This is a genomic window from Bifidobacterium italicum, assembly GCF_002286915.1.
GTDB classification, from domain to species: Bacteria; Actinomycetota; Actinomycetes; order Actinomycetales; family Bifidobacteriaceae; genus Bifidobacterium; species Bifidobacterium italicum.
This window is the reverse complement of sequence record NZ_MVOG01000005.1, coordinates 248,918-271,663: the sequence shown is the minus strand read 5'-3', so window position 1 is coordinate 271,663 and position 22,746 is coordinate 248,918. Positions and strand designations below refer to the sequence as shown.

Genomic DNA, 22,746 nt, shown 5'->3' with positions numbered 1-22,746 from the left:
CGACCCCACCCGCAAACCGACCCGTTTGCGTCCCAACCCATCGACCCCATCGACAAACCCGGACACTCCATCCCGACCCATCGACCAGTTCGACGAAACCGGAAGCACAAGGACCGATTTCCGTCCCAACCCGTCGACCCCCGTCGACGAGCCTGGACGCCTCCGCAAACCGATCTGCGACTACGCAACGGGCGGGCGTCCCCGCATAGAGGAACACCCGCCCGTACGAATTCCGGCGCGCGCCGTATTCAGCCATCCGCCGTCTCCGGCGCACCCCATCCGGATCCGAACCGTCCGGATCCGGCCTGATCAGTCGACGACGCCGTAGAGGCGGTCGCCCGCGTCGCCGAGCCCCGGCACGATGTAGCTGCGGTCGTTGAGGCCCTCATCCACGCCGCAGACGACGACGCGGAAGTCGATGCTCGGATCGATGTTTTCCTCGACGAATTTGATGCCTTCCGGCGCCGCGATGATGCAAATCGCCGTCACGTCCTTCGCGCCCTTCTCGGCGAGGTAGTGCGTCGCGGCGACGAGCGTGCCGCCGGTCGCGAGCATCGGGTCGATGAGGAAGCACTGGCGTCCCGAAAGATCGTCGGGCAGCCGGTTCGCGTAGGTGATCTGCTGCGTCGGATGCTCCTCGTCGCGCTTCATGCCGAGGAAGCCGACTTCGGCGGACGGCATCATGCGCGTCATGCCGTCGAGCATGCCGAGTCCCGCGCGCAGCACCGGCACGATGATCGGCCGCGGCTTGGCGATCTCCTTGCCGACCATCGGCGCGACCGGCGTCTCGATCGGCTTGTCCACGACGGCGAGGTTGCGCGTGGCTTCGTATGCCTCGAGTGAGACGAGCTCGGAGACGAGCTCGCGGAACGTCGAGGAAGGGGTGTTCTTGTCACGCAGCACGGTGAGCTTGTGCTCGACGAGCGGATGATTCAGTACATGCAATTCCATACCCCCAGCATAACCCCCGACCCCTGCCGAAAGACCGCGTCACGCCGTCCATCCGCGCCTCTCCCCCATATTATGCTCACAGAGTATGCACGCCGCGTCATCACGGACACCCCTGCGCCCGTCTCAGCAGGCGGATACGCCGCCGTCCCGCATGCCGCCGGCCGCTACACTGGTGGGCAGTGTGCCCCCGCGGGGTGGGACGCGGCGCTCACAGGACGACTACAACATGAAGAGAGGGGTCGGAGGCATGACACGCAGCATCCTCGTCACGGGTGGGACGATTTTCGTGAGCCGTTTCATCGCCAAGCATTTCGTGGAACAGGGTGACGACGTCACCGTGCTCAACCGCGGCTCGCACCCGCCTGTCGCCGGTGTGCGCACGCTCGTCGCGGACCGCCACGATCTGGGGCATCTGCTCGACGGGGAACGCTTCGACGCCGTCATCGACGTGACCGCCTATGACGCGCGCGACGTGCTCGACCTTGCGCACGCGCTCGAACATGCGCATGTCGGCTCGACGATCATGATCAGTTCGAGCGCCGTCTACCCCGAGACGAATCTGCAACCCTTCGCCGAAGGCGTGCGGCTCGGCCGCAACATGTTCTGGGGCGATTACGGCACCGGCAAGATCGAGGCGGAACGCGCGCTGCTGCAATGCATGGACGGCGCCTACATCGTCCGGCCGCCGTACCTGTACGGACCGATGAACAACCTGTACCGCGAGGCCTTCGTCTTCGACTGCGCGCGCGAAGACCGCCGGTTCTATCTGCCGCACGACGGCGATATGCGGTTGCAGTTCTTCCATGTGCGCGACCTGTGCCGTTTCCTCGAGCAGATCATCGACGAGCAGCCCACGCAGCATGTGTTCAACGTCGGCAATCCGGACAGCGTCACCGTGCGCGAATGGGTCGACCTGTGCTACGCCGCCGTCGGCAAGACGCCGACCTATGCGAGCGTCGACGATGTGGAGCCGCGCAACTTCTTCCCGTTCCACGATTACGAATACAGCCTCGACGTGCACGCCCAGCAGGAGATCATGCCCGACGTCACGCCGTTGGACAAGGGCCTGTGCGAGTCCTACGACTGGTACCGCGCCCACGTCGATCAGGTGAACACGCATCCGTACACGCAGTACATCGACCTGCATCTGGCGCAGACGGCCCAGAAGCCGCAGCCGGTCCACTGATTGGGCAGGCGGCGTTCCGGGGGCTCGTTCCTCCGGATCAGCAGATTTCAACGGGTCCCAGCACACCAATCGCAGGACCGGGGCACCGTATCTGCGTTGAGGGAGTGCCTCTTTGGCGAATATGCCGAGTATGCCATGCCGAAAACCGCACCGTTATGCGCCTCGCCGAGTCCTGTACTTGGCCGTTTCGCACAAGTTGCTCTCCCCCAACGCAGATGGCGTCGGCAAAGCGCGCCCGAAGGGCGCCGAAGGCGTCTTGGAGGTTCCCGCAAGCGGCGGATAGACCGACAACCACATGGCATACAGGGGCCGATGGGAGGAAAACGAAGAAAAGAAGGAATGCGCCGGACCGCGAAAGCGCCATGTCGGCGCAAAGGCCGCTCGCAGCGGCAAAAAATGGAGCCCGGGGCTATGCACGGCCCGACGCGGATACCATTGTACATGTTTTCGCCGGATCCGCATCCGGCGCGTCGCCATGTCCCCGCAGATGCAAGTCGATCACCGATCTCCGGCCTCAGGCCGCCCAAAAACGGCGGTTCATGACCAATCCGCCCATGAACCGCCGCACGTCAGACATACACATCAGGCACCGTACCGCGCAATCCGGCTGAGATTCACTGCTGTGGCAGCCCGTCCACCACCTCCTCGCCCAACGTCGGCACCGACACGCCCTGCATCACAATCCTGCGGACGATACGAGGCTGATTGATATCAATCACCGCTGTATTATCATGGGCTTCGCCATAGATATATCCCGGGCATGATATTTCAATATCATAAGTCCCGTAGGACAAATCGTACTTCACGGCACCTTGCGCATTAGTGGTTACAGCCATGGGGGTAACAGGGCCGTCATATCCTCGGCGCGCAGTAGACGTGAAGCAGTCCGGCAGAGGCCGCCCATCCTGATTCACGACATAGAGCTGCACCCCGGAGCTCGGTCGCTCCCGATGCATAATCCAATAGGTCACAGCCAATATGCACACTGCCACAACAAGCAGCAACAGTCCTATAAGAGCTCTTTTGCGCTTCATCGGCTGCGCTCCAGACTGAATCGCATCTGTATATGAGCTATCTATTGTCTATTCAAACAAGAACCACACAGCATGGTGTATGCGCGCGACAGATTCCGCGCGCATACACTCGGCCATTCCCTCACAGAGCGCCGCACACTAAGCGCCACACCGCGGCCTACAGCTGCAGCGCGCTCGCCGGAGTCTCGCCCGGGACGAAGGCCTCGAAGATGAAGCGGTCGAAGTACGGCAGGCACGCATTGAGCTCCTGCTCGCTGCGCACCGTCCATGCGACCGCCTGCGCGCCCATGCGCCGTGCGAACGCGAGCGCCTTGCTGCTGCCGTTGCGGTAATCGTAGGCGATGAAGTCGGGGCGGCTCATCCAGTTGAACGCGAGCTTGCCGGCGGCCCACACGACCGGGTCGGCGCCGCCGAAGGGCGCATCCTCGGCGAGCTGTCCGCGCGACGTGTTCGGATGGTTCTCCTTGTACCAGTGCATCGCCGCCGGGTTGAACGACTCCACGGCGTAGACGCCCTTGTACGCGTCGAGCAGATCGGCAGCCTGCTGCATCAACGCGTCGTCGCGGCTGCCCCAGTCGCGCACGTTCTCGAACTTGAACTCGACGATGATCGGCACGCGACCGTCCACGACGCGCAGCACGTCGGCGAGCAGCGGCACATGCTGGTAGTACCCCGTCGGCGCCTCGTCCGGCGTCCGGACGAGCGTCGGGTCCTCGGCCGTCGCGCCCGGCAGCAGCGGCGACGTCTCGGCGCCCGGCGCGGCCGTCGGGAACAGCGGGATCCTCATCAGCTCGTCATAGGTCAGGTCGGCGATCCTGCGCGGGTCGCCGGCGACGCGCAGCAGATCGGGGTCGTGCGCGACGACGACCTTGTTGTCGAGCGTGAGCTGCACGTCGAGTTCGATGCCGTATCCGGCCTCGGCGGCGGCCGCGAAGGCTGCGAGCGAGTTCTCCGGCGCGATCGGGCCGACCTCGCTCGGCGTGCCGTAGCCAGCCTGCATCGCCATGCGACGGGCGAGCGCCACGTACTCGCCGCTCTCGCCCGCGTACTGCTGGCTGAGCCCCGAGCCGGCGTCGTGCAGACCGCGATGCGCGTACATGACCTCCGGCAGCGACGACACGTAGTTCTTCCTGCGGTTGCCGAAGCTGCGCGGCGCCGTCGCCCACACCGCGGCGCCCGCGGTGAGCGCCGCGCCGATGACGATGTTCCTCAACGTCTTTGCCATGGTTCCTCCTTGGTTCCTTCCTTCGAGCCTAGTGCACGCCGGGGCGCCGCCACGCGCTGTCAGCGAACTGACGCCGCGGGCGCCCTACTTGCGTTTCCGGTGCCGCCGCTCGCGCCCTTTGAGATAGATGTCGATGACGATCCAGCACGACAATACGAACGCGGCCACGTATCCAAGGAAGCCGACGAGCGGTATGCCGAAGATGATCGGCTTCATGCCGGCATAGTAGACGATTGACGATCCGATGAACAGTCCGACGACGATGAGCGCCATCGTGAGCCTGTTGACCATGTCCGACAGCTGCCGCAGCGGCTCCTCGGAGCCGACGAGTTCGAAGTTCGTCCGCAGTTCGCCGCGCGTGAGCATGTGGAGCGCGACGTTCGCCTCGCTCATCGATCTGAGCGCGCCGTGCAGCGCCTCGTGGCCTTCGAGCGCGAGTTTGCTGACCTCGTCCTTGGCGGCCTGCGTCTTTGTCTTCGAGTGCTCGATGTGCTCGGAGATGATCTCGATCATGTTGACGTCGGGGATGAACTTGTCGAGCAGCCCTTCGAGCGTCACGAGCGCGCGCCCGACCGTCGTGATCGAACTGGGGATCTCGATGCCGTGGCGACGCGCCATCTGCGTGAGCGACGTGAGGAATTGCGCGAGGTCGAGGTCCTGCAGGTTCACGGTGCCGAATTCCTCGATGATGCCGTCGAGGTCGGCGAGCAGCGACGGATAGTCGGCGTGGTCGGCCTCGGTGCCGGCGAAGCGCAGCAGCGCGTCGGCGAGCTGCGCCGAATCCTGCTTGGCGACGGCGAAGAGCATCTGCTTGAGCGCGGCGCGCGTCGACGCGTTGAGCCGTCCGGTCATGCCGAGGTCGAGCAGCACGATCTGTCCGCCGCGGATCTCGATGTTGCCGGGGTGGGGGTCGGCGTGGAAGAAGCCGGCGTCGAGGATCTGGCACGCGTAGTTGTCGACGAGCTTCGTGCCGATCTCCTTGAGCGAATAGCCGTCGTCGATCAGCTCACGCGTGTGCGAGATCGGGATGCCGTCGATGTATTCCATGACGAGCACATGCTCGGTGCACAGTTCGACGTACGGCGTCGGGCAGTCCATGTACGCGAAGTCGTCGCAGAAGCGTTTGAAGGCGCTCAGGTTGCGCGCCTCGTTGAGGAAGTTCGTCTCCTCGTCGAAGGTGTCCCACAGTTCCTCGACGACGCCCTGGAAGTCGACGACCTGCGCGTTGTGCATGACCTTCGTCGCGCCGCGCGCGAGCGAACGCATGATCGAGACGTCCTCGGCCATCGTCACGCGCACGCCGGGGCGCTGCACCTTGACGGCGACGTCCTCGCCGCTGAGCAGTGTCGCGCGGTGCACCTGCGCGAGCGACGCCGAACCGAGCGGCGTCGGGTCGATCGTGCGGAACACTTCGCCGAGCGGGCGGCGGTATTCGGATTCGAGCGTTTCGAGCACGATCGAATACGGCATCGGGTCGGCGTCGGCGCGCAGCTTCGACAGTTCGTCGCAGAACGACTGCGGCAGGATCTCGGAACGCATCGACAGGATCTGGCCGACCTTGACGAAGGTCGGTCCGAGCGCCTCGAACATCAGGCGCATCTTGACCGGCGTCAGCCCCTTGAGCGCGTCGAACTGCATCGCGATCTTGCCGATCTGGCGCAGTCGTTTGAGTTTGCTGCGGCGCGTCAGATGGTACTGGTCGGCGAAGGAGCGGCGGTGCGCGCCGAACAGGCCGATCGTCTCGGGGTCCTTCGACACCTTCGGCAGCTTGTCGCGCAGTTCGATGATGTGCGCGGCCTCCTGCGTCTCCTCCGCGTCGAGAAGACGTTCCTGCTGCGGCCGGTGCGCCGCGGGACCGTCGGCGTGCGCCTCCTGGTCCTGCAGCTTCGCGTCGAGGTCGACGATCTTCGACGTGTCGACGCGTGCCTCATGCCGCCGTTCGCGCGCGGCGCGCGCCTGTTCGCGCTCCTCGTGGCGCGCCTCGCGCGCCTCGTCGCGCAGTTCATGGCGCTCCTGCCGCGCGAAGCGGCGCAGCTCGTCGGGCGGCACGGCGCCGTCCGACGGCGTGCCGTCCTGCTGGTCTGGATGCTGGTTCACGGGCATGCCGATGCACCGCCTTCGGTTCGGCGCCTCGGGCGGCGCATTGCGTCATGGCGCGCGTCGGCGCGCCGGGGATCGATGTTCCGGGGACTCACTTATCCGAGTCGTCGGTGTCGACGGTGACGTCGGCCTTCGCCTCGGCCGCGTCATCGCCCTTGTCGGTCAGGTCGTCGACGGCCTTCGCGGCCTGGTTGCGCAGTCCGGCGGCGGCGTCCTGCACCGTCTGCGACGCCTGCGCGGCCTTCTCCTTGAGCGAGTCCTTCTTGTCGTCGGCCTTGTGCGCGAGCTCGCTGTTGAGCTGCTTGCCCTGCTCGACGGTCAGTTCGCCGCGTTCGACGAGGCGGTTGACGAGCTCCTGGCCCTTTTCGGCGGTCGTGGCGATCGCGCCGACGCCCGCGAGGAAGATCTTGCGCAGGCCTTCGCCGAAGTCCGGGATGTTGTTGTTCGAATCGGTCATGATGCCTCCCAGCTCATACCCTGTTGGAGTAAGTATTGGTCAGTGCCAACTCTACACGTTCCGCCGCGCCGGACGCGTTCAGCGTGGGCGTAGCCGCGCGGCCTCGCGGGCCCGCCCCGCGACGCGGTCGATGCGCGCGAGCTCCTCGCCCTGCGCCGGCGCGGACTCCGGCCGGAAACCGCCGTAGCGGCGTTCGACGGCCGCGCGGATCAGGAAATCGCTGATGGCCGGGTTCTTCGGCAGCAACGAACCGTGCATATAGGTGCCGATGACGTTGTGCACGCGCGCGCCTTCGGTGTGGTCCTCGCCGTTGTTGCCCATGCCGTCGTGGGCGACGGTGCCGAGCGGGCGCACGCCGGCGTCGAGGAAGGTCTGCCCCGAATGGTTCTCGTAGCCGATGACGTCGCCGAAGTCGTCGCTGTGCTCGACGAGGTTGCCGATCATGCGCACGTCGCGGCCGACGGTGTGCGCGCCGATGATCGAGATGCCTTCGAGCCGCGCGCCGTCGACCGTCTCGAAGTAGTCGCCGAACAGCTGGTACAGGCCGCAGATCATCAGCATCGGCGTGCCGTCGTCGGCGAGCGCGCGCAACGTGTCGGCGCGCGCGTAGAGGTCGTCGATGATCTTTTTCTGGCCGGTGTCCTGGCCGCCGCCGCCGAGGATGACGTCAGCGTGGTCGGGCCACGGGTCGCGCTGGTTGACGGCGTGGACGCGCGGCTCATAGCCGTAGAGCGCGAGCCGGCGTTCGATCGTCAGGACGTTGCCGGAATCGCCGTAGATGTTCATGTCCTTCGGGTACAGCGAGACGATGTCGATCGGTCTGGCCATGCGTCGCTCCTTCACTTGCCCACGCCGGCGTCGGCGACGTCGGCGATCTTCGCCAGATACGCGCGCACGGCGAGCATCGCCGTGTACGTGCAGTAGATGTGTTTGCGGCGGCCGGGATTGCGCGCCGTGAAGGCCGCGACGGCCTGTTCGAGGTCGGTCTCGACGACGCCGACCTCGACGTCGTCGTAGGCGAGGCGCAGCGCCATGTCCCAGGCGCGCACGCCGGAGACGGTGTCGACGCCGCCGGCCTTGAGGCTCGTGAAGTCGACGTCCCACAGCCAGCTCATGTCGCGGCCGTCCGCGTATTCGTCGTTGATGCAGATCATCGTGTCGGCGTCGTCCGGCGGGAACGACGCGAGCGCGAGGCGGAATCCCATCGGGTTCTTGACGAGCAGCAGCTCCGTCGGCGAGCCGTGCACGTCGATGACCTCGCCACGGCCGAAGGCGGGCGTCACCTGTGCGAGCGCGTCGAGCAGCTGCGCCGTGTCCGCGCCGGCGAAACGCTGCGCGCGCATGACGAATCCGTCGCGGCGCGGCTGCGGCAGCGTCAACGCGGCCTTTGCGATCATGTCGGGACTGCGCAGGTCCTGCTGGACGGCGCGCACGGCGGCGAGCGCGGCCGCCGCGTTGTAGAGGTTGTAGACGCCTTCGAGCTTGACCTCCGACTCGTATTCCTGGCCGTCGATGACCATCTGCGCGCGGTGGTCGCCGACCGCCGTGAGCATGACGTCGGCGGGCGTGACGTGCGCGGTGGTCGTGGGCGGCTCCCCCGGCGCGGCGGCGGTGAGCGCGACCGTCGTCGCCATGTCGTCGTCGGTCGGGAAGTAGCGGCGCAGCGCGCGCGACAGGCCGAAGTACGACGCGCGCGTGTCGACCGGCGCGAGGCCGGCGAGTGCGGCGATGCGCGGGTCCTCGCGGTTGAGGACGACGGCGCGCGTCGTCGCCTCGGCCACGCGCGCGAGCAGCCGCGCCGTGTTGTCGATCTCGCCGAAGCGGTCGAGCTGGTCGCGCATGACGTTGAGCAGCAGCGCGTACTGCGGCCTGACCTGCGCGACGAACTGCACGGCGTAGGCTTCGTCGAGTTCGAGGACGGCGATGTCGGCGTCGATGCGGCCGCCCATCGTGACCTCGTTGAGCAGCGCGGAGACGACGCCACGCGTGAAGTTGGATCCGGTCGGGTTCGTGAAGACGCGCAGTCCCAATGATTCGAGCATCATCGCGACCATGCGGGTCGTCGTCGTCTTGCCGTTCGTGCCGGAGACGAGGACGACGCCGAGCGGCAGCTGCGCGAGCGTGCGGCGCAGGAACGTCGGGTCGACCCGTTCGACGACCTTGCCGGGGAACGCGCTGCCGCCGTGATGGGTGACGCGCGACGCCCAGCGCACCGTCTTGCCGAGCAGCGGCGTCGCGAACGCGCACCATGGTCTGCGTGGCGGCGTGTTCGGCGCCGCGCCTGTTGCCGTTGTCGTCATGTCACACTCCCTGATGATAGTCCTGGGGCATGTCCTGGAACTTCGAATACTGTCCGCGGAACGCGAGGTTGAAGGTCGCCGTCGGTCCGTTGCGGTGCTTCGCCATGATGATGTCGGCCTCGCCCGGACGGTCCTCCTTATCGTAGGCGTCGGGGCGGTGCACGAGGAAAACGACGTCGGCGTCCTGCTCGATCGAGCCGGATTCGCGCAGGTCGGACAGCTGCGGCTTCTTGTCGTTGCGCATCTCGGGGCCTCGGTTGAGCTGCGAGAGCGCGACGACCGGCACTTCGAGCTCCTTCGCGAGCAGTTTGAGCGCGCGCGAGAACTCGGAGACCTCCTGTTGGCGGCTTTCGACCTGCTTGCCGGAGCTCATCAGCTGCAGGTAGTCGATGACGACGAGTCTGAGGTCGTCGCTCTGCTTGAGCTGTCGGCATTTCGCGCGGATCTCCATCAGGCTCATGTTCGGCGAATCGTCGATGAACAGCGGCGCGTCCTTGAGCTTGATGAAGAAGTTGTTGAGCACGTTCCAGCGGCCGGGGTCGATGTCGTCGGCGTTGCGCATCGCCGAGAGCGGGATGTTCGTCTCGGCGGAGATGATGCGCTGGGACAGTTCGATCTGGCTCATCTCGAGGCTGAAGATGACGGTCGTCAGATGCTGGTGGAGCGCGGCGGCGCGCGCGAAGTCGACGCCGAGCGTCGACTTGCCCATCGCCGGGCGTCCCGCGACGACGACCATCTGGCCCGGCTGCAGGCCCTTCGTCACCGAGTCGATGTCGCGGAAGCCGGTGAGGATGCCGGATTCGATCTCGCCTTTCTGGATGCGGTCGATCTGCTTGAGCGTCGCCTCGACGGCGGTGGAGATCGGCGTGTAGTCCTGATGCACCTTGCCCATGCTCATCTCGTAGATCTCGGCCTGGGCGAGGTTGACAACCTCCTGCGCCTGCGAGCCTTCGGCGTTGTAGCCGAGCTGCGTGATCTTCGTGCCCGCGGCGATGACGTTGCGCAGGATCGCGCGCTGGTGCACGATCGTCGCGTAGTACACGGCGTTCGCGGCCGTCGGCACCGAGCCGATGAGGTCGTGCAGGTAGTCGACGCCGCCCACCTTCTCGAGATCGCCGGCGTCGTCGAGGCGGTTCGCGACGGTCACGACGTCGGCCGGATCGCCGGCGGAGAACAGGTCGATGATCGCCTTGTAGATCGTCTGGTGCTTCGGCTGGTAGAAGTCGGCCTCCTCGAGCGTCTGCGTCACCTCGCCGATCGCGTCCTTCGCCATCAGCATGCCGCCGAGCGTCGCCATCTCCGCGTCGTCGTCGTGCGGCGGCACGCGATCGAACAACGCCATGTCGTTCTTGTCGTTCCTGTTGAATCCTTCAGCCATAACAGTCGATTATATGGAAGGCCGACGCACCGCAGAAGGCCCCCTCACGGCGACACTCCGCGCGAGGGCCGCGCATGAACGCGTGTCGGGCCTTCGCACGGAGTGTCGCGTCCGGACGGGTCTTCGGGCGCCGGGCTCAGCAGGCCTCGCCGATCGTTCCGGGCAGTTCGAGCTCCCGTTCGAGCCGTGGCAGCACGGCTCGCGAGAAGGCGAGCGTCGACGGCCCGAACAGTTCGAGCGTGGCCTCGCGCAGCGTCGGATCGTCCTTCCACGGCATACGCGCGAGCCATATGGCCACGGCCGCGTCGCGGATCGAACAGTAGTGGCGCAGCATCTGCGTCTGCTCCTGGCGCGACGCGTCGTGCAACCGCTCATAGTCGATCTCATGCTCGTCGATGAGCAGCATCGGCATCGCGAGCGTGCCGATGTCCCGCATCATCGCGCAGATCGAGTCGAGGCTCCTGAACGAGGTCCGCAGCAGCTCCCCGTCATGCGTCGCGAGCGCGCCCATCAGCTGGTTGCGCATCATCGCGCCGAGGAGAGACCCGGCGACGTCGTTGAGGTAGATCATGTTGCGCCACAGCGGTTTGCGCATCTCCTCCTCGCGCGCCTGCGGCGACGCGAAGAGCGCCTCGACGAGCGCGGGCCTGCACCCCCACAGTTCCTCGACGGCCTGCCGCAGCTGCTGCACGTCGTACAGGAACCGCCGGTCGATGCGCTGTTCGAGCGCGGAGACGCACGGCTTGGCCTGCACGTACCGTTCGATGTCCTCCTCGCGCCACGCCTCGCCGGCCCGGGCGCGGGCGAGCGCCTCGGCGATGCCGACATGGTAGGCGAAATACTGGTAGGACGTGCACATGATGTCCTCGTCGTCGCTCGTGCGGTCCGGCATCGCGACATGCACGTCGCCGCGGGCGAGCGCCTGCTCGTATTCGGCGTCGGCCTGCAGCCGCAGCCCTTCGATCGTGTGGAGGATGTCCATCGCGTCCTCGTGCGCGCGCCGTTGCGCCTCGTTGCGGAAGCGGTGGTCCGGCGCCGTGTCCTGCAGCAGCAGTTCGCCGCCGAGCGTGCCGTCGGTGAGCAACGTGTAGGCGACGCGCGCCGCGGGCATCCCCGCCCCGCCCCAGCGGATGACGCTGCGCGACGCCATCGAACGCGTCATGCGGTAGTACTCGAAGCTGTCCTCGCCACGCTGCCTCCTCGTGCCGAAGCGGCGCTTGTCGCGGCCGCCGAAGCGTTTGGCCAGGCCTTTGGCGTCGGTCGCGCGGATGTGCAGCGGCAGTTCGTCGACCGGCCGGTCCGTGGCGAAGGCCATGCGCGCCTGCTCCATGCGCTCGTACAGCCAGTAGCCGAGGCCGTGGCGGCGCACGACGTACTCGCAATGCGTCAGGAAGGCCCTGCAGTGGTCGATGAAGGCGCCGTCGCCCATCTCGGCTGCCGAGCACAGTTCTACGGGCCAGCAGGACGCGCCGAAGAGGTCCTCGCCGAGCTCCAGCAGGCGTTCCGGCGCCGGCGGCATGATCGTGCCCAGCATACGCCCCTGCGGCGTGTCCTTCTCGTCGACGACGATGCGTTCGGCGTTGACGATGTGGTCGTCGAACAATGCGCGCAGTTCGACGAGCTCCTCGAGGAACCCCTGTGAGTCGAGTGCGAGCGTCGCGCCGTGGGCGCCCGGGTCAGCTGTTGTGGACATCTGTCCTCCTTGTCCGTGGAATCTCGTTGGTCCGCACCGGTGTTCCAGCCACTGTGCCGCATCGGGCCTCCGGGCGCCAGCGCCCGGCGCAAGGGTGTGGAAATGTGGAAAGTCCGCGCGTGTTCCACGGGGTCCCCCGCCGATGTGGACGGACGGCGGCGCATCGGCCTGCGCGTCCGGCATGCCCGTCAGCGGCCGTCCCCTCCGTCCCTGCGGCGCCGCGGACGCCGGCGACCGCCCGGTCGTTGCCGCCGGACCCTGCACCGATGCCGAATCGGCATCGGCCATGTCCGTAATCGTCGCTGTCGACGTTCAGCGTTCAGTGGAACGACTCGCGCGGGGCGGCATTGTGGACAACTTCTTCGCGGTGCACCCCCACTTATCCACATTTTGGGGATAACCATGTGGATTATGGTGGATTACCGTTTCGGTTATCCACATTCGGTGGATAAGTCTGTGGATAACTTGGGGATACACACGCGACCACCGCCCGATCCACGCTCTTTCGATTTGCAGGCGCCAACGATCTGTGCTATAGGTCACAGCTTTCCACGCAGGCAGCGCCATGCCCCGGTCCGTTCAGCCGCGCCCGTTGATCGCCGCGCGCGCGTTCGCCGCCATCGCCGTGACGAGCTGCGCACTCCATCGGCTCCATCCGACCTGCCCGGAGATCTGCTCGCCGGAGGTCGCCCCGAGCGACGACATGTCCGCCTTCGTCAGGTCGAACAGCATGTCGAGCAGCGTCGAATCGTCCTCCACTCGCGCCGCGAGCTCCTCGCCGACCTTCGGATCGTTGGGGTTGCGGGAGGTCGCGAACTCGGACAGGATCAGATGCTCGCGCACGAGCAGCGTCGACATATGCACGATCCGCGCATCGAAGCCCATCCGTTCGAGCACGGCGCGCGCGTGCCGCTCGCCTTCGCGCGCATGGTCGGTGACGCGCGGCCGCTTGCCGATGTCGTGCAGCAGCCCGGCGAGCAGCAGCGCCGCGTAGTGTTCGTCGTCGTACGAGCCGCGCACGAGCTGCGACGTCACGGCGATCATATGACGGTCGATCGTGTACCGGTGCGCCGCCGACGCGCTCGGCCGGTTGCGGATCGCCGCCCATTCGGGCATCCAGCGGTTCGGGATGCCGACGAAGTCGAGCTCCTCCCAGACGTCGAGCAGCCGGTCGCCGCTCGCGAGCAGGCGGATGAAGGCGGCGCGCGCGCCGTCGTCCCAGTCGGTGTAGCGGATCGGCGACTTCGCGAGGTTCGCGAGCGTCGACGTGTTGATCGACAGTCCCCGTTCGGCGGCGGCCGCGGCCACACGCAGCGGCAGGCCGCCGTCCTTCGACGCGTTGACGCCGGGCGCGAGCACGACCTCCTGCTCGTGCACCGCGACGCCGGGCGCGAGCAGCTCGAACTTCGGCGCCTCGCGTTTGCCGCCGGCGCGCGGATGCATGATCTGGAAGAACGAGAACCGCGGCTGCTCATGGACGAGCGTGTGCTCGGCGCGCGCGGCCGTCGCGTCGAGCGAGAACGCGATCGCGCGGCCGAGCCGGGCGAGCAATGTGAGCAGGTCGTCGATCGACGTCGCCGCGCGTTCGTCCTCGGGCAGCGTCGGGTCGGCGAGGCCGAGCATCGCCGCGACCGGCGCCTGATACGGCGCGAGCAGCAGATTCGTGTCCCGGCGCGCGGCCAGATGGATGCAGTCGCGCACATCGAGCAGCCGTTCGACGGCGGCGTCGTAGCGGCCGTGCGGACGGTCGGCAAGCCACGACGCGGACAGCGCGGCCGTGAGAACGACGTCGCGCAGGCCGCCGCGCGACTCTTTGATATCGGGCTGGTTGACGTAGGGCATGCGGCCGAAACGCTCGAGGCGCGTCCTCGCCGAGTCGAGCAGCTCCGGCAGCCGTTTGCGCGCGGCCTTGCGCCACCTCTCGAGGATCGAGACGGCGGTGTCTCCGACAAGTGCGGCGTCGCCGGCGACCGGCCGCACATCAAGCCAGCCCATCGCCGCCGGCAGGTCGGCGTCGGTCACCGATTCGCATTGCGCGCGCGTGCGCACCGAATGGTCGAGGTCGAGGCCGGCGTCCCACAGCGGATACCACAACCTGTTCGCGAATTCGTTGAGCCGCGCGCCGGTGAGCGCCCGGCCGTCGTGGATGAGCACGAGGTCGAGGTCGGAGCACGGTCCGAGCTGTCCGCGTGCAAGCGAGCCGACCGCCGCGAGTCCGATGCCGCGGGACGGCACGTCGAACGGCACGGCCGCGCGCGCCTCGTCCCACAGCCGGGCCAGGGCGTCCATCGCGAGCGCCGTGCGCGCCGTGCGTTTCCCGGCGCCGGCGCGCAGCACGCCGTCCGCGTCCGGCGCGCTCAGCGCGAGCATCCGTTCCTTGAGATCGTCGACTGCCGTCGTCATCGTCGATTCCTCCTGATTGCGCCGTGCAGCCGCCGCCGGACTGCGGATGGCGCGATATGGGGACGGCCCCCGCGCACGTCGTGCAGCGGAGGCCGTCCGTTGGGTGTCACATGGTTCGTCGTCGGGCTCAGATGGCCGCGGATCCCGTTTCGCCGGTGCGCACGCGGGCGACCATGTCGAGCGGGGCGACCCAGACCTTGCCGTCGCCGATCGTGCCGGATCCGGCGGATTTGATGATGACGTCGACGAGCGTTTCGGCGTCGGCGTCGTCGCACAGGACCTCGACGCGGACCTTCGGGATCAGGTCGACCGTGTATTCGGCGCCGCGGTAGATCTCGGTGTGTCCGCGCTGACGGCCGTAGCCGTTCGCCTCGGAGACGGTGAGGCCGTGGACGCCGGCGGCCGCGAGGGCCTCCTTGACGTCGTCGAGCTTGAACGGCTGGATGATTGCGGTGATGAGCTTCATGACTCACATCTCCTTGATGACGGAGCTGGCGGTGCCAGCGAAATCGTATGCGCGTTCGCCCTGATCGGCCAGATCGATGCCGCCGATCTCCTGGGCCTGGGTCACGCGCCAGCCGACGGTCTTCTCGAGGCCGAAGGCGATGATCGTGGTGATGACGGCGGAGAAGGCCATCGCGACGAGGGCGATGACGATCTGCACGACGAGCTGACGCCAGTCGCCGCCGCAGAACAGGCCGGTGTCCTGCATGAAGAAGCCGAGCGCGACGGTGCCGATGAGGCCGCCGACGCCGTGGACGCCGACGACGTCGAGCGAATCGTCATAGCCGAGCTTGTACTTGAGCGAGCAGGCGAGGCAGGTCACGATGCCGGCGATCGCGCCGAGCACGATGGACCAGATCGGGGAGACGACGTCGGCGGCCGGCGTGATCGCGACGAGGCCTGCGACGATGCCCGAGGCGGCGCCGATCGCCGTGTAGTGGCCGGTGCGGATCTTCTCGGTGAAGCCCCACGCCAGCATCGCGGCGCCCGCGGCGAGCGACGTGGAGACCCAGGCGTAGCCGGCGGTGCCGTTCGCGGCGAAGGCGGAGCCGGCGTTGAAGCCGAACCAGCCGAACCACAGCAGGAACGCGCCGAGCATGACGAACGGGACGTTGTGCGGACGCATCGGCTCGGTGCCGAAGCCCTTGCGCTTGCCGATGATCAATACGATGATCAGCGCCGCGACGGCGGCGTTGATGTGGACGACGGTGCCGCCCGCGAAGTCGTGCGCGGCCGCGCCGATCGCCTGCGAGATCGGGCCGTCGGCGGACAGCAGGCCGCCGTTCCAGACCATGTGCGCCATCGGCGCGTAGTCGAAGGTGATCCACAGCGCGACGAAGATCATCCATGTGCTGTACTTGACGCGTTCGGCGATCGCGCCGCAGATGAGCGCGACGGTGATCATCGCGAACGCCGCCTGGAAGCCGACGTCGACCGAAGCCGGATAGTTGTTGCCGTTCATGCTCGCCGACGTGAAGACGCCGTCCTGCGCGACCATCGTGTCACGCAGCAGGAATCCGGTCGCCGGATCGCCGAAGACGCCGCCGATCGAATGGCCGGCGTAGGCGATCGACCAGCCCCACAGACCCCAGATGATGATCGTGACGGACAGCGCCGCGGCCTCCATCATCATCATGTTCAGCACGGCCTTGGCGCGGACCATGCCGCCGTAGAAGAATGCAACACCAGGTGTCATAAGGAACACCAGGCATGCGCTCGTCAATATCCACGCGGCATTACCGGAATCAAGCTGTCCCATACGGCCACCTCCCTCTCATATGTTTCTTGTCTTGCCTTGTCCGCCGAAGGAAACGGCGGGCGACTCTCTTGCGTTGCAGCCCCGGGCGGGGCTCACAAGCCATATGGAACGCCCCATCGATGTTGAGTATGTTTCGCCGCGTTACGAAAGTGTAAAACGCCGTGGAACGACGGAACGGGGCATGAACCGTGCGGTTCATGCCCCGTTCCGTCGTCGAAGGCGCGCAGATTATTCGCCGAGGATGCCGTCGACGAACGATTCCGGGTCGAAAGGCGCGAGGTCGTCCGGCCCCTCGCCGACGCCGACGAGCTTGACCGGCACGCCGAGCTCCTTCTGCACCGAGATGACGATGCCGCCCTTCGCCGAGCCGTCGAGCTTCGTGAGCACGACGCCGGTGATGCCGATCGCCTCGGCGAACACCTTCGCCTGCGTCATGCCGTTCTGCCCGGTCGTCGCGTCGAGCACGAGCAGCACCTCGGCCACCGGCAGGTTCTTCTCGGTGACGCGGCGGATCTTGCCGAGCTCGTCCATCAGGTTCGCCTTGTTCTGCAGACGGCCGGCCGTGTCGATGATGAGCACATCCATGCCGGTCTCCTTCGCCTTCGCCGAAGCCTCGAAGGCGACCGACGCCGGGTCTGCGCCGTCCTTGTCCGAACGCACGACCGGCACGCCGACCTTCGCGCCCCAGGTCTCGAGCTGGTCCGCGGCGGCCGCCCGGAACGTGTCCGCGGCGCCGAGCATGACCTTCTTGTCCTCGGAGACGAACAGGCGGGCGAGCTTGCCGGTCGTCGTCGTCTTGCCGGTGCCGTTGACGCCGACCATGATGATGACGCTCGGCGTGCTCGCGATCGGCTTCTCCGCCTCGAGACGGCGGTCGACGTCGGTGCCGACGAGGTTGAGCAGTTCGGCGCGCAACGCCTCACGCAGCTGCGTCGGATCGGTCTCGCCGGTCACGCGCGCGTCGCGGCGCAGCTGCTCGACGAGCTCCTCGCTCGCCTCGGCGCCGACGTCGGCGAGCAGCAGCGTGTCCTCGACGTCCTCCCAATCGGCTTCGGACAGATGGTCCTTCGCGAGGATGTTGAACAGCGCCTTGCCGAAGGGGTTGCTCGACTTGGAGAGCCGTTCGCGCAGCCGCTGCAGGCGCCCCTTCTTGCCGACCGGTTTCTCGGTCCGCTCCTCGGACGTCGCGGGCGTCTCCTCGACGACGGCGCCGACGGCAGCCTCCTCCTCGACGTTCTCGGCTTCGGTCTCGGCGACCGCTTCCTCAGTGGCCGGCGCCGATTCGACCGTCTCCTCCTCGACGACCGCCGCTTCGGAGACGGTCGACTCGTGCGATTCCTCGGCGGCCTCTTCCCCCGCCTCCTCAGGCTCGGGGACCTTCTTCGGCTGCGGATGCTCGGGCTTCGCGACCTGTTCGGCCGGCGTCTTGGCGGCCTTGGCCTGCGCCCGTTCGCGTTCGGCGGCGAGGCGTGCGTCGGCCTTCGCCTTGGCTTCCTCCTGCGCCTTGTTGATTCTCTTCTTGCGTGACCGATCGGCCCAGATGCCGCCCACGATGAACAGCACGGCGATGACCACGACGGCGATGATGCCGTACACGGTGTTCGTATCCATAGCCTCAGCCTAAGAAACTCAACGGACACGGCCAATCAAGAGGACGTGAAAGAATACGCGGTATGGCAAACGCTTCCAGAATGTCGTCGTATCAGCGCCGCGAACAGCTCATCCGCATCGGCCGTTCGCTGTTCGCGTCCAAGGGCTTCGAGGCGGTCAGCGTCGAGGAGATCGCCGCGACCGCCAAGGTCAGCAAACCGATCGTCTATGAGCATTTCGGCGGCAAGGAGGGACTGTACGCCGTCGTCGTCGACCGCGAGATGCGCGCGCTCAACGACGCGCTGTTCCAGGCGTTGTCCGGCGAGAACATCCATCCGCGCCAGATCGTCGAGCGCACGACGCTCGCACTACTCACCTACATCGAGGAGAACGCCGAGGGCTTCCAGGTGCTCGTGCGCGATTCGCCGACGACCGATCCGACGAGTTCGTTCTCATCGCTGCTCGGCGACGTCTCCACGCGCGTCGGCGAGATCCTCGAGGAATGGTTCAAACGCCAGAAGCTGCCGGCGAAGCATGCGCCGTACTATGCGCAGATGCTCGTGGGCATGACCGTGTACACCGGCCAGTACTGGGCCGATCAGCGCAAGCTCAGCAAGGAGCAGCTCGCCGCGCTCATCGTGAACCTCGCATGGAACGGCTTGTCGCGCATGGAGGCGAAGCCGGGGCTGCGCTTCGAAGGCGGGAAGGCGCACAGGGAGCGCGAGCGCGCGGCGAAGGACGCGCCGCAGTCGGCGCCGACGTCCGAGGAATCCGGGGAATCTGACGACGGCGCCGACGACGCGGTCACTGCATCCAGTGATCCGACATCCTGAACGCGTTGTGCATCAGGTTGCTTGACGTGTACAGCACCTGGTCGAGCAGCGTCTGCGTGCGCCCGCGCAGCCACGTCGCCATCGTCCCGTTCGCGTCGGCGAGCGCGAGCCGCACGGCCGCGCGGCGTTCGCCGGCGGCGTCGTCGGCGAGCGCGTCCGCGTCCTCGGCGAGCGAGGCGTCGGTGTGCTCGACGAGGTTGAGGCCGTAGGACAGCACGTCCTCGATGTACTGCTCGATCTCGCCGTTCGTGTCGAACCAGTGGGCGTCGGCGATGACGGCGATGAGGCGGTTCATCCAGTACAGCGAGTCGGTCGACGCGTGCACCGGCTCGGTGTCGCGCAGGAACGGGGGCGTGTCGGTCACGTTCGCGTAGAACGGCGCCGGCGCCGTGAACGTGCCGCAGCCGTAGGAGATCCACATGAGCGCACGGTTCGCCTCGGGCACGTACGGGCGGATCTGCATGCACACCATGTGGCCGGTGCGGTTGACGCCGATCGGGCGGTAGCGGTGGCGGCTTTCCGCCGTGCCGGTCGTGCCGTAGGGGTCGTAGGGCGTGCCGTCGAAATGCGAGCCCATCAGGAAGGCCACGTCCTCGACGCTCACCTTGCGTTCCGGCACACGACACCACGGCAGGTCCTGCGAGTCCGGCCGGTATGCGGCGTCCGGGCCGTCCCAATCATGCGACGGGTTGAGGTGTCGCTGCATGCACCACGCGCGCGGAGTGTTGTAGATCGCATCCTTCGACGTGGCCGTGCCGAAGGCGCCCCGCGTGTCGAAGTGCGCGGGGCTGTTGTTCTCGGACGCCATCGCGCGGTTGAGATGGTGGGCGTCGATGAACTCGCGCAGATCGGCGCTGCACATGTTGTTGCGCCGTTCGCTCAACGCGTCGTCGAAGTCGAGGACGTCGATGCCGAGCTGGTTCGGCACCGCCGCGTAGCAGTCGTCGGGCACGCGGCGCGCGATCCAATGGTGGCCGCCGATCGTCTCGACGTACCAGATCTCGTCCACGTCGCTGATGATGATGCCGTTCGACTCGTAGGTGCCGTATGCCTCGAGCAGCGCGCCGAGCCGTTCGACGCCCTCGCGCGCCGTCGCGACGTACGGCAATACGAGCGTGATGACGTCCTCCTCGCCGAATCCGCTGACCTGTTCGCCGACGCCGTCCTTGTCCGCCTTGACGTAGGGGTCGGCGGCGAGGACGCGCGGGTTGACGCTGATCGTCTCCGTCGCGCTCATCGCCACGTTGTGCTCGTTGACGCCGGCCTCGGCGAGGATGCCGCGGTTGTCGCGCACGTTCGGCACGATGCTGTAACGGCACGGGTCGTCGGGCAGTTCGATGCGGAAGGTGCCCGCCACATTGGCGTAAGCGCGTGGCTGGTCCTCCGGGGCCACGACGACGAAACGCTTCGGGTCGTAGGCGCCGCTGCCCGAGTCGTCATTGCGCGCGATGATCGTGGAACCGTCGATGCTGGCTGATTTTCCGACTAACAATGTGGTGCAAGACATGATGACCATGCTAGTCGAAGTCCCGCGCCGGCGATTTGCGAAATCAATCCGGCAATGTATAATTGCAGGTTGTTGCCCCTCTAGCTCAACGGTTAGAGCAGCGTCCTTTTAAGTCGTGGGTTGTGGGTTCGAATCCCACGGGGGGTACCGAGCAAGGCTCTGAACCGTTGGAATCCCAACGATTCAGAGCCTTCACCATATCCGGGCGCCGGCAGTCCGCACCCTTGTTTGAGTGCACTTTGGGTGCACATTCAGCGATAAAACCCCTACAGCCCAGCCAACCCGCCCCAAACATCCATCGCGTCTCACCCATCGACGGCGCCAGCGCCCCATCGGCCCCGCTCATGCTCACCCATCATCATCCCGCCACCTGTCCCAGCCCCCGGCGCCGCATAGCTCGAGGTTTCCCTCAAACTATCGAGTTATGCGCCCAAGCTGCAATCCGACGCCGGCAGCCCCATGACGCCTATCGGCGCAACTGCACAACATCAACCATGACCCCAGTCCAACAGCACGCTTTTGCACACGAACCGCACACCAACGCACATCTTGCCCCCATTCGAAGCCGGACGTCCGCGCATATCTCGACACTTCCCGGAAACTATCGAGATATGCGCACAGCAGGCGGCCGCACGCGCACACGCGCACACCCGTGCGCTCACCACACCTCGTCAATGTCGCGAATCAGCCGCAGAATCAACGCCTTGATTTCGGGGATCTCCACGCGTTCCGGCGTCATCAGCCAGAAACGCACGCCCGAGATGAACGCACTCGCGATCATCTCAAGCACAAGCGCGCGGTTGACGGTCGACGGACGCAGCCGCTGCTCGCGGGCGCCGTCGGTGAACAGCCGCTCCCAGAAGTGGTAGCCGAGCATGCGCTTCCATCGATCGGCAAAACGCGCCGACGGCAACTCGACGAGCAGCAGTCGAAATTCATCCTCATGCCGGTGCAGCACACGCACGAAGGCGTCATAGGATTCGGTCGCCGACGCGCCGCCGCGCGCGAGCGCCCGCATCGCGTCGCCGGCGTCGCACAGCTCGGCGAGGATGCGCTGTTCGATGACGTCGAGCACGGCATCGGCGTGCGCGTAGTTCTTGTAGAACGTGCTGCGCGCGACGAACGCGCGTTTCGCGAGCGCGCAGACGGTGATTTCGGCGGCACCTTTGCCGGTGTCGTGCATCCAGTCGACGAGCGCGCGTTCGATCTGCCGCCGCGCCGGCGTCTGCGTCGGCGGATGGGTCAGCTCGAGCACATCCGCATACGGATTCGTTTCCGTCATCGCCGTCAGCATAGACGACGACGGTGGACACTTTCGTCGTTTTTGCAGCCCTCCTCTCGCCTGAACGCGCCGTCGACGCATTTGAATGGGTAGTCACTTGGGTCGTATGCGGCCCGCAGTTCGTCGAAAGGGTGCCCATGTCGAGTTCGTCGTCCGCCGCCATCACCGCCGCGCGTCCGAAAATCGGCGTCATCGACGTCGGCGGCGGCCTGCGCAGCGCGTACGGCGCCGGCGTGCTCGACTGGTGCCTCGACCACGATGTGCGTTTCGACTACGGGCTCGGCGTCTCCGCCGGCGCCGCCAACGTCACGTCGTATCTCGCCGGGCAGCGCGGGCGCGCCTTCCGTTTCTACGCGGACTACTCGTCGCGCCCCGCATACATGGGCGTCGGCAATCTGCTGCGCACCGGCTCGTTTCTCGGCCTCGACTACATCTACGGCACGTTGATGAACGCCAGCGGCGAGGATCCGCTCGATTATGACGCGTTGACGTGCGGCGGCGTGCCGTATCGCATCACCGCGACGAACGCGCTCAGCGGCACCCCCGAGTATTTCGGCCCGGAGCATATGCGGCAGGACGGCTACGATGCGCTCAAGGCCACCGCGTGCCTGCCCGTCATCGACCGCCCGTACGTCATCGACGGCGCCCCGTATTTCGATGGCACGATCAGCGATCCGATTCCGGTGCGACAGGCTTTCGCCGACGGCTGCGACAAAGTCGTCGTCATCCTCACGCGGCCACGCGACTTCCGGCGCAAGGCCTCGCACGACTCCGGCAGCTCGACGCTGCTGCGGCTGCGCTACCCGAAGGCGGCGCGCGCACTCGCCCACCGCGCGCCGTCCTACAACGAGGAGCTCGACCTCGTCGAGCGGCTCGCGCGCGCCGGCAAAGCCTGCATCGTCGCGCCGCAGTCGATCGACGGCATGAGCACACTCACCCGCGACGCCGACGCGATCGGGCGTCTCTACCGGATGGGACTTGCGGACGGTGCGACAATCGCCGATTTTCTCGCCGCCTGAGGTGGGCATCCGCGCGCATGCACAGC

At 66.7% G+C, this 22,746-nt stretch carries 18 protein-coding genes and 1 tRNA gene; 4 read left to right on the top strand and 15 right to left on the bottom strand.

Translation table 11 applies throughout. The annotated features are described in order from the left end of the window. Positions 1-309: 309 nt before the first annotated feature. Positions 310-951 carry a uracil phosphoribosyltransferase gene (gene upp, locus B1400_RS02600; RefSeq protein WP_095612892.1) on the bottom strand — a complete coding sequence of 214 codons (642 nt, stop codon included), beginning with the start codon at positions 949-951 and terminating at the stop codon, positions 310-312. A gap of 247 nt (positions 952-1,198) precedes the next feature. Between upp and B1400_RS02595 the strand changes: the two genes are divergently transcribed. Continuing rightward, entirely contained in the window at positions 1,199-2,137 is a 939-nt protein-coding gene (locus B1400_RS02595) for an NAD-dependent epimerase/dehydratase family protein (RefSeq protein WP_095612891.1), read from the top strand. A gap of 614 nt (positions 2,138-2,751) precedes the next feature. Here B1400_RS02595 and B1400_RS09465 read toward each other — a convergent pair. The 12 genes from B1400_RS09465 to ftsY form a co-directional block, all read right to left on the bottom strand. Then, entirely contained in the window at positions 2,752-2,943 is a 192-nt protein-coding gene (locus B1400_RS09465) for a hypothetical protein (protein WP_133064591.1), read from the bottom strand. A 385-nt stretch (positions 2,944-3,328) separates the two neighbouring features. Then, complete coding sequence (locus tag B1400_RS02585; protein WP_095612889.1) at positions 3,329-4,396, bottom strand: glycerophosphodiester phosphodiesterase family protein; 1,068 nt, start codon at positions 4,394-4,396, stop codon at positions 3,329-3,331. 84 nt (positions 4,397-4,480) lie between these two features. Further along, positions 4,481-6,499 carry an ABC1 kinase family protein gene (locus B1400_RS02580; protein WP_095612888.1) on the bottom strand — a complete coding sequence of 673 codons (2,019 nt, stop codon included), beginning with the start codon at positions 6,497-6,499 and terminating at the stop codon, positions 4,481-4,483. Between the two features lie 88 nt (positions 6,500-6,587). Next, complete coding sequence (locus B1400_RS02575) at positions 6,588-6,953, bottom strand: phasin family protein (RefSeq protein ID WP_095612887.1); 366 nt, start codon at positions 6,951-6,953, stop codon at positions 6,588-6,590. Between the two features lie 78 nt (positions 6,954-7,031). After that, positions 7,032-7,781 (bottom strand): type 1 glutamine amidotransferase, encoded by a 750-nt coding sequence (locus B1400_RS02570; protein ID WP_095612886.1) that lies wholly within the window; start codon positions 7,779-7,781, stop codon positions 7,032-7,034. Between the two features lie 11 nt (positions 7,782-7,792). Next, a complete protein-coding gene (locus B1400_RS02565) occupies positions 7,793-9,253 on the bottom strand; it encodes a Mur ligase family protein (RefSeq protein ID WP_095612885.1) in 1,461 nt (486 codons plus the stop codon). Between the two features lies 1 nt (position 9,254). After that, positions 9,255-10,631, bottom strand: a complete 1,377-nt coding sequence (dnaB, locus tag B1400_RS02560; RefSeq protein WP_095612884.1) for a replicative DNA helicase — start codon at positions 10,629-10,631, stop codon at positions 9,255-9,257. 136 nt (positions 10,632-10,767) lie between these two features. Further along, a complete protein-coding gene (locus B1400_RS02555; protein WP_095612883.1) occupies positions 10,768-12,324 on the bottom strand; it encodes a hypothetical protein in 1,557 nt (518 codons plus the stop codon). Between the two features lie 579 nt (positions 12,325-12,903). Beyond that, the gene (locus tag B1400_RS02550; RefSeq protein ID WP_095612882.1) at positions 12,904-14,727 is read right to left on the bottom strand and encodes a [protein-PII] uridylyltransferase family protein; all 1,824 of its coding nucleotides are present in this window, start codon (positions 14,725-14,727) and stop codon (positions 12,904-12,906) included. A gap of 127 nt (positions 14,728-14,854) precedes the next feature. Further along, positions 14,855-15,193: a P-II family nitrogen regulator gene (locus B1400_RS02545; RefSeq protein ID WP_024541425.1), complete on the bottom strand. Its 339-nt coding sequence runs from the start codon at positions 15,191-15,193 to the stop codon at positions 14,855-14,857. Between the two features lie 3 nt (positions 15,194-15,196). Then, the gene (locus B1400_RS02540) at positions 15,197-16,489 is read right to left on the bottom strand and encodes an ammonium transporter (protein WP_095612881.1); all 1,293 of its coding nucleotides are present in this window, start codon (positions 16,487-16,489) and stop codon (positions 15,197-15,199) included. Positions 16,490-16,717: 228 nt separating this feature from the next. After that, positions 16,718-18,100 carry a signal recognition particle-docking protein FtsY gene (ftsY, locus tag B1400_RS02535; RefSeq protein WP_095612880.1) on the bottom strand — a complete coding sequence of 461 codons (1,383 nt, stop codon included), beginning with the start codon at positions 18,098-18,100 and terminating at the stop codon, positions 16,718-16,720. 62 nt (positions 18,101-18,162) lie between these two features. On the opposite strand from ftsY, the gene B1400_RS02530 reads away from it, so the two are divergent. After that, the gene (locus tag B1400_RS02530) at positions 18,163-18,912 is read left to right on the top strand and encodes a TetR/AcrR family transcriptional regulator (protein ID WP_095612879.1); all 750 of its coding nucleotides are present in this window, start codon (positions 18,163-18,165) and stop codon (positions 18,910-18,912) included. Here B1400_RS02530 and B1400_RS02525 read toward each other — a convergent pair. Beyond that, complete coding sequence (locus tag B1400_RS02525) at positions 18,884-20,419, bottom strand: C69 family dipeptidase (protein ID WP_095612921.1); 1,536 nt, start codon at positions 20,417-20,419, stop codon at positions 18,884-18,886. The two genes, B1400_RS02530 and B1400_RS02525, sit on opposite strands and share 29 nt — an antisense overlap. Positions 20,420-20,493: 74 nt before the next feature. Here B1400_RS02525 and B1400_RS02520 point away from each other — a divergent pair. Continuing rightward, positions 20,494-20,566: transfer RNA gene (locus tag B1400_RS02520), tRNA-Lys, on the top strand. A gap of 511 nt (positions 20,567-21,077) precedes the next feature. Here the strand turns inward: B1400_RS02520 and B1400_RS02515 are convergent. After that, positions 21,078-21,701, bottom strand: a complete 624-nt coding sequence (locus tag B1400_RS02515; protein WP_235607275.1) for a TetR/AcrR family transcriptional regulator — start codon at positions 21,699-21,701, stop codon at positions 21,078-21,080. A 137-nt stretch (positions 21,702-21,838) separates the two neighbouring features. On the opposite strand from B1400_RS02515, the gene B1400_RS02510 reads away from it, so the two are divergent. Continuing rightward, a complete protein-coding gene (locus B1400_RS02510) occupies positions 21,839-22,720 on the top strand; it encodes a patatin-like phospholipase family protein (protein WP_095612877.1) in 882 nt (293 codons plus the stop codon). The last annotated feature ends 26 nt before the right edge of the window (positions 22,721-22,746 follow it).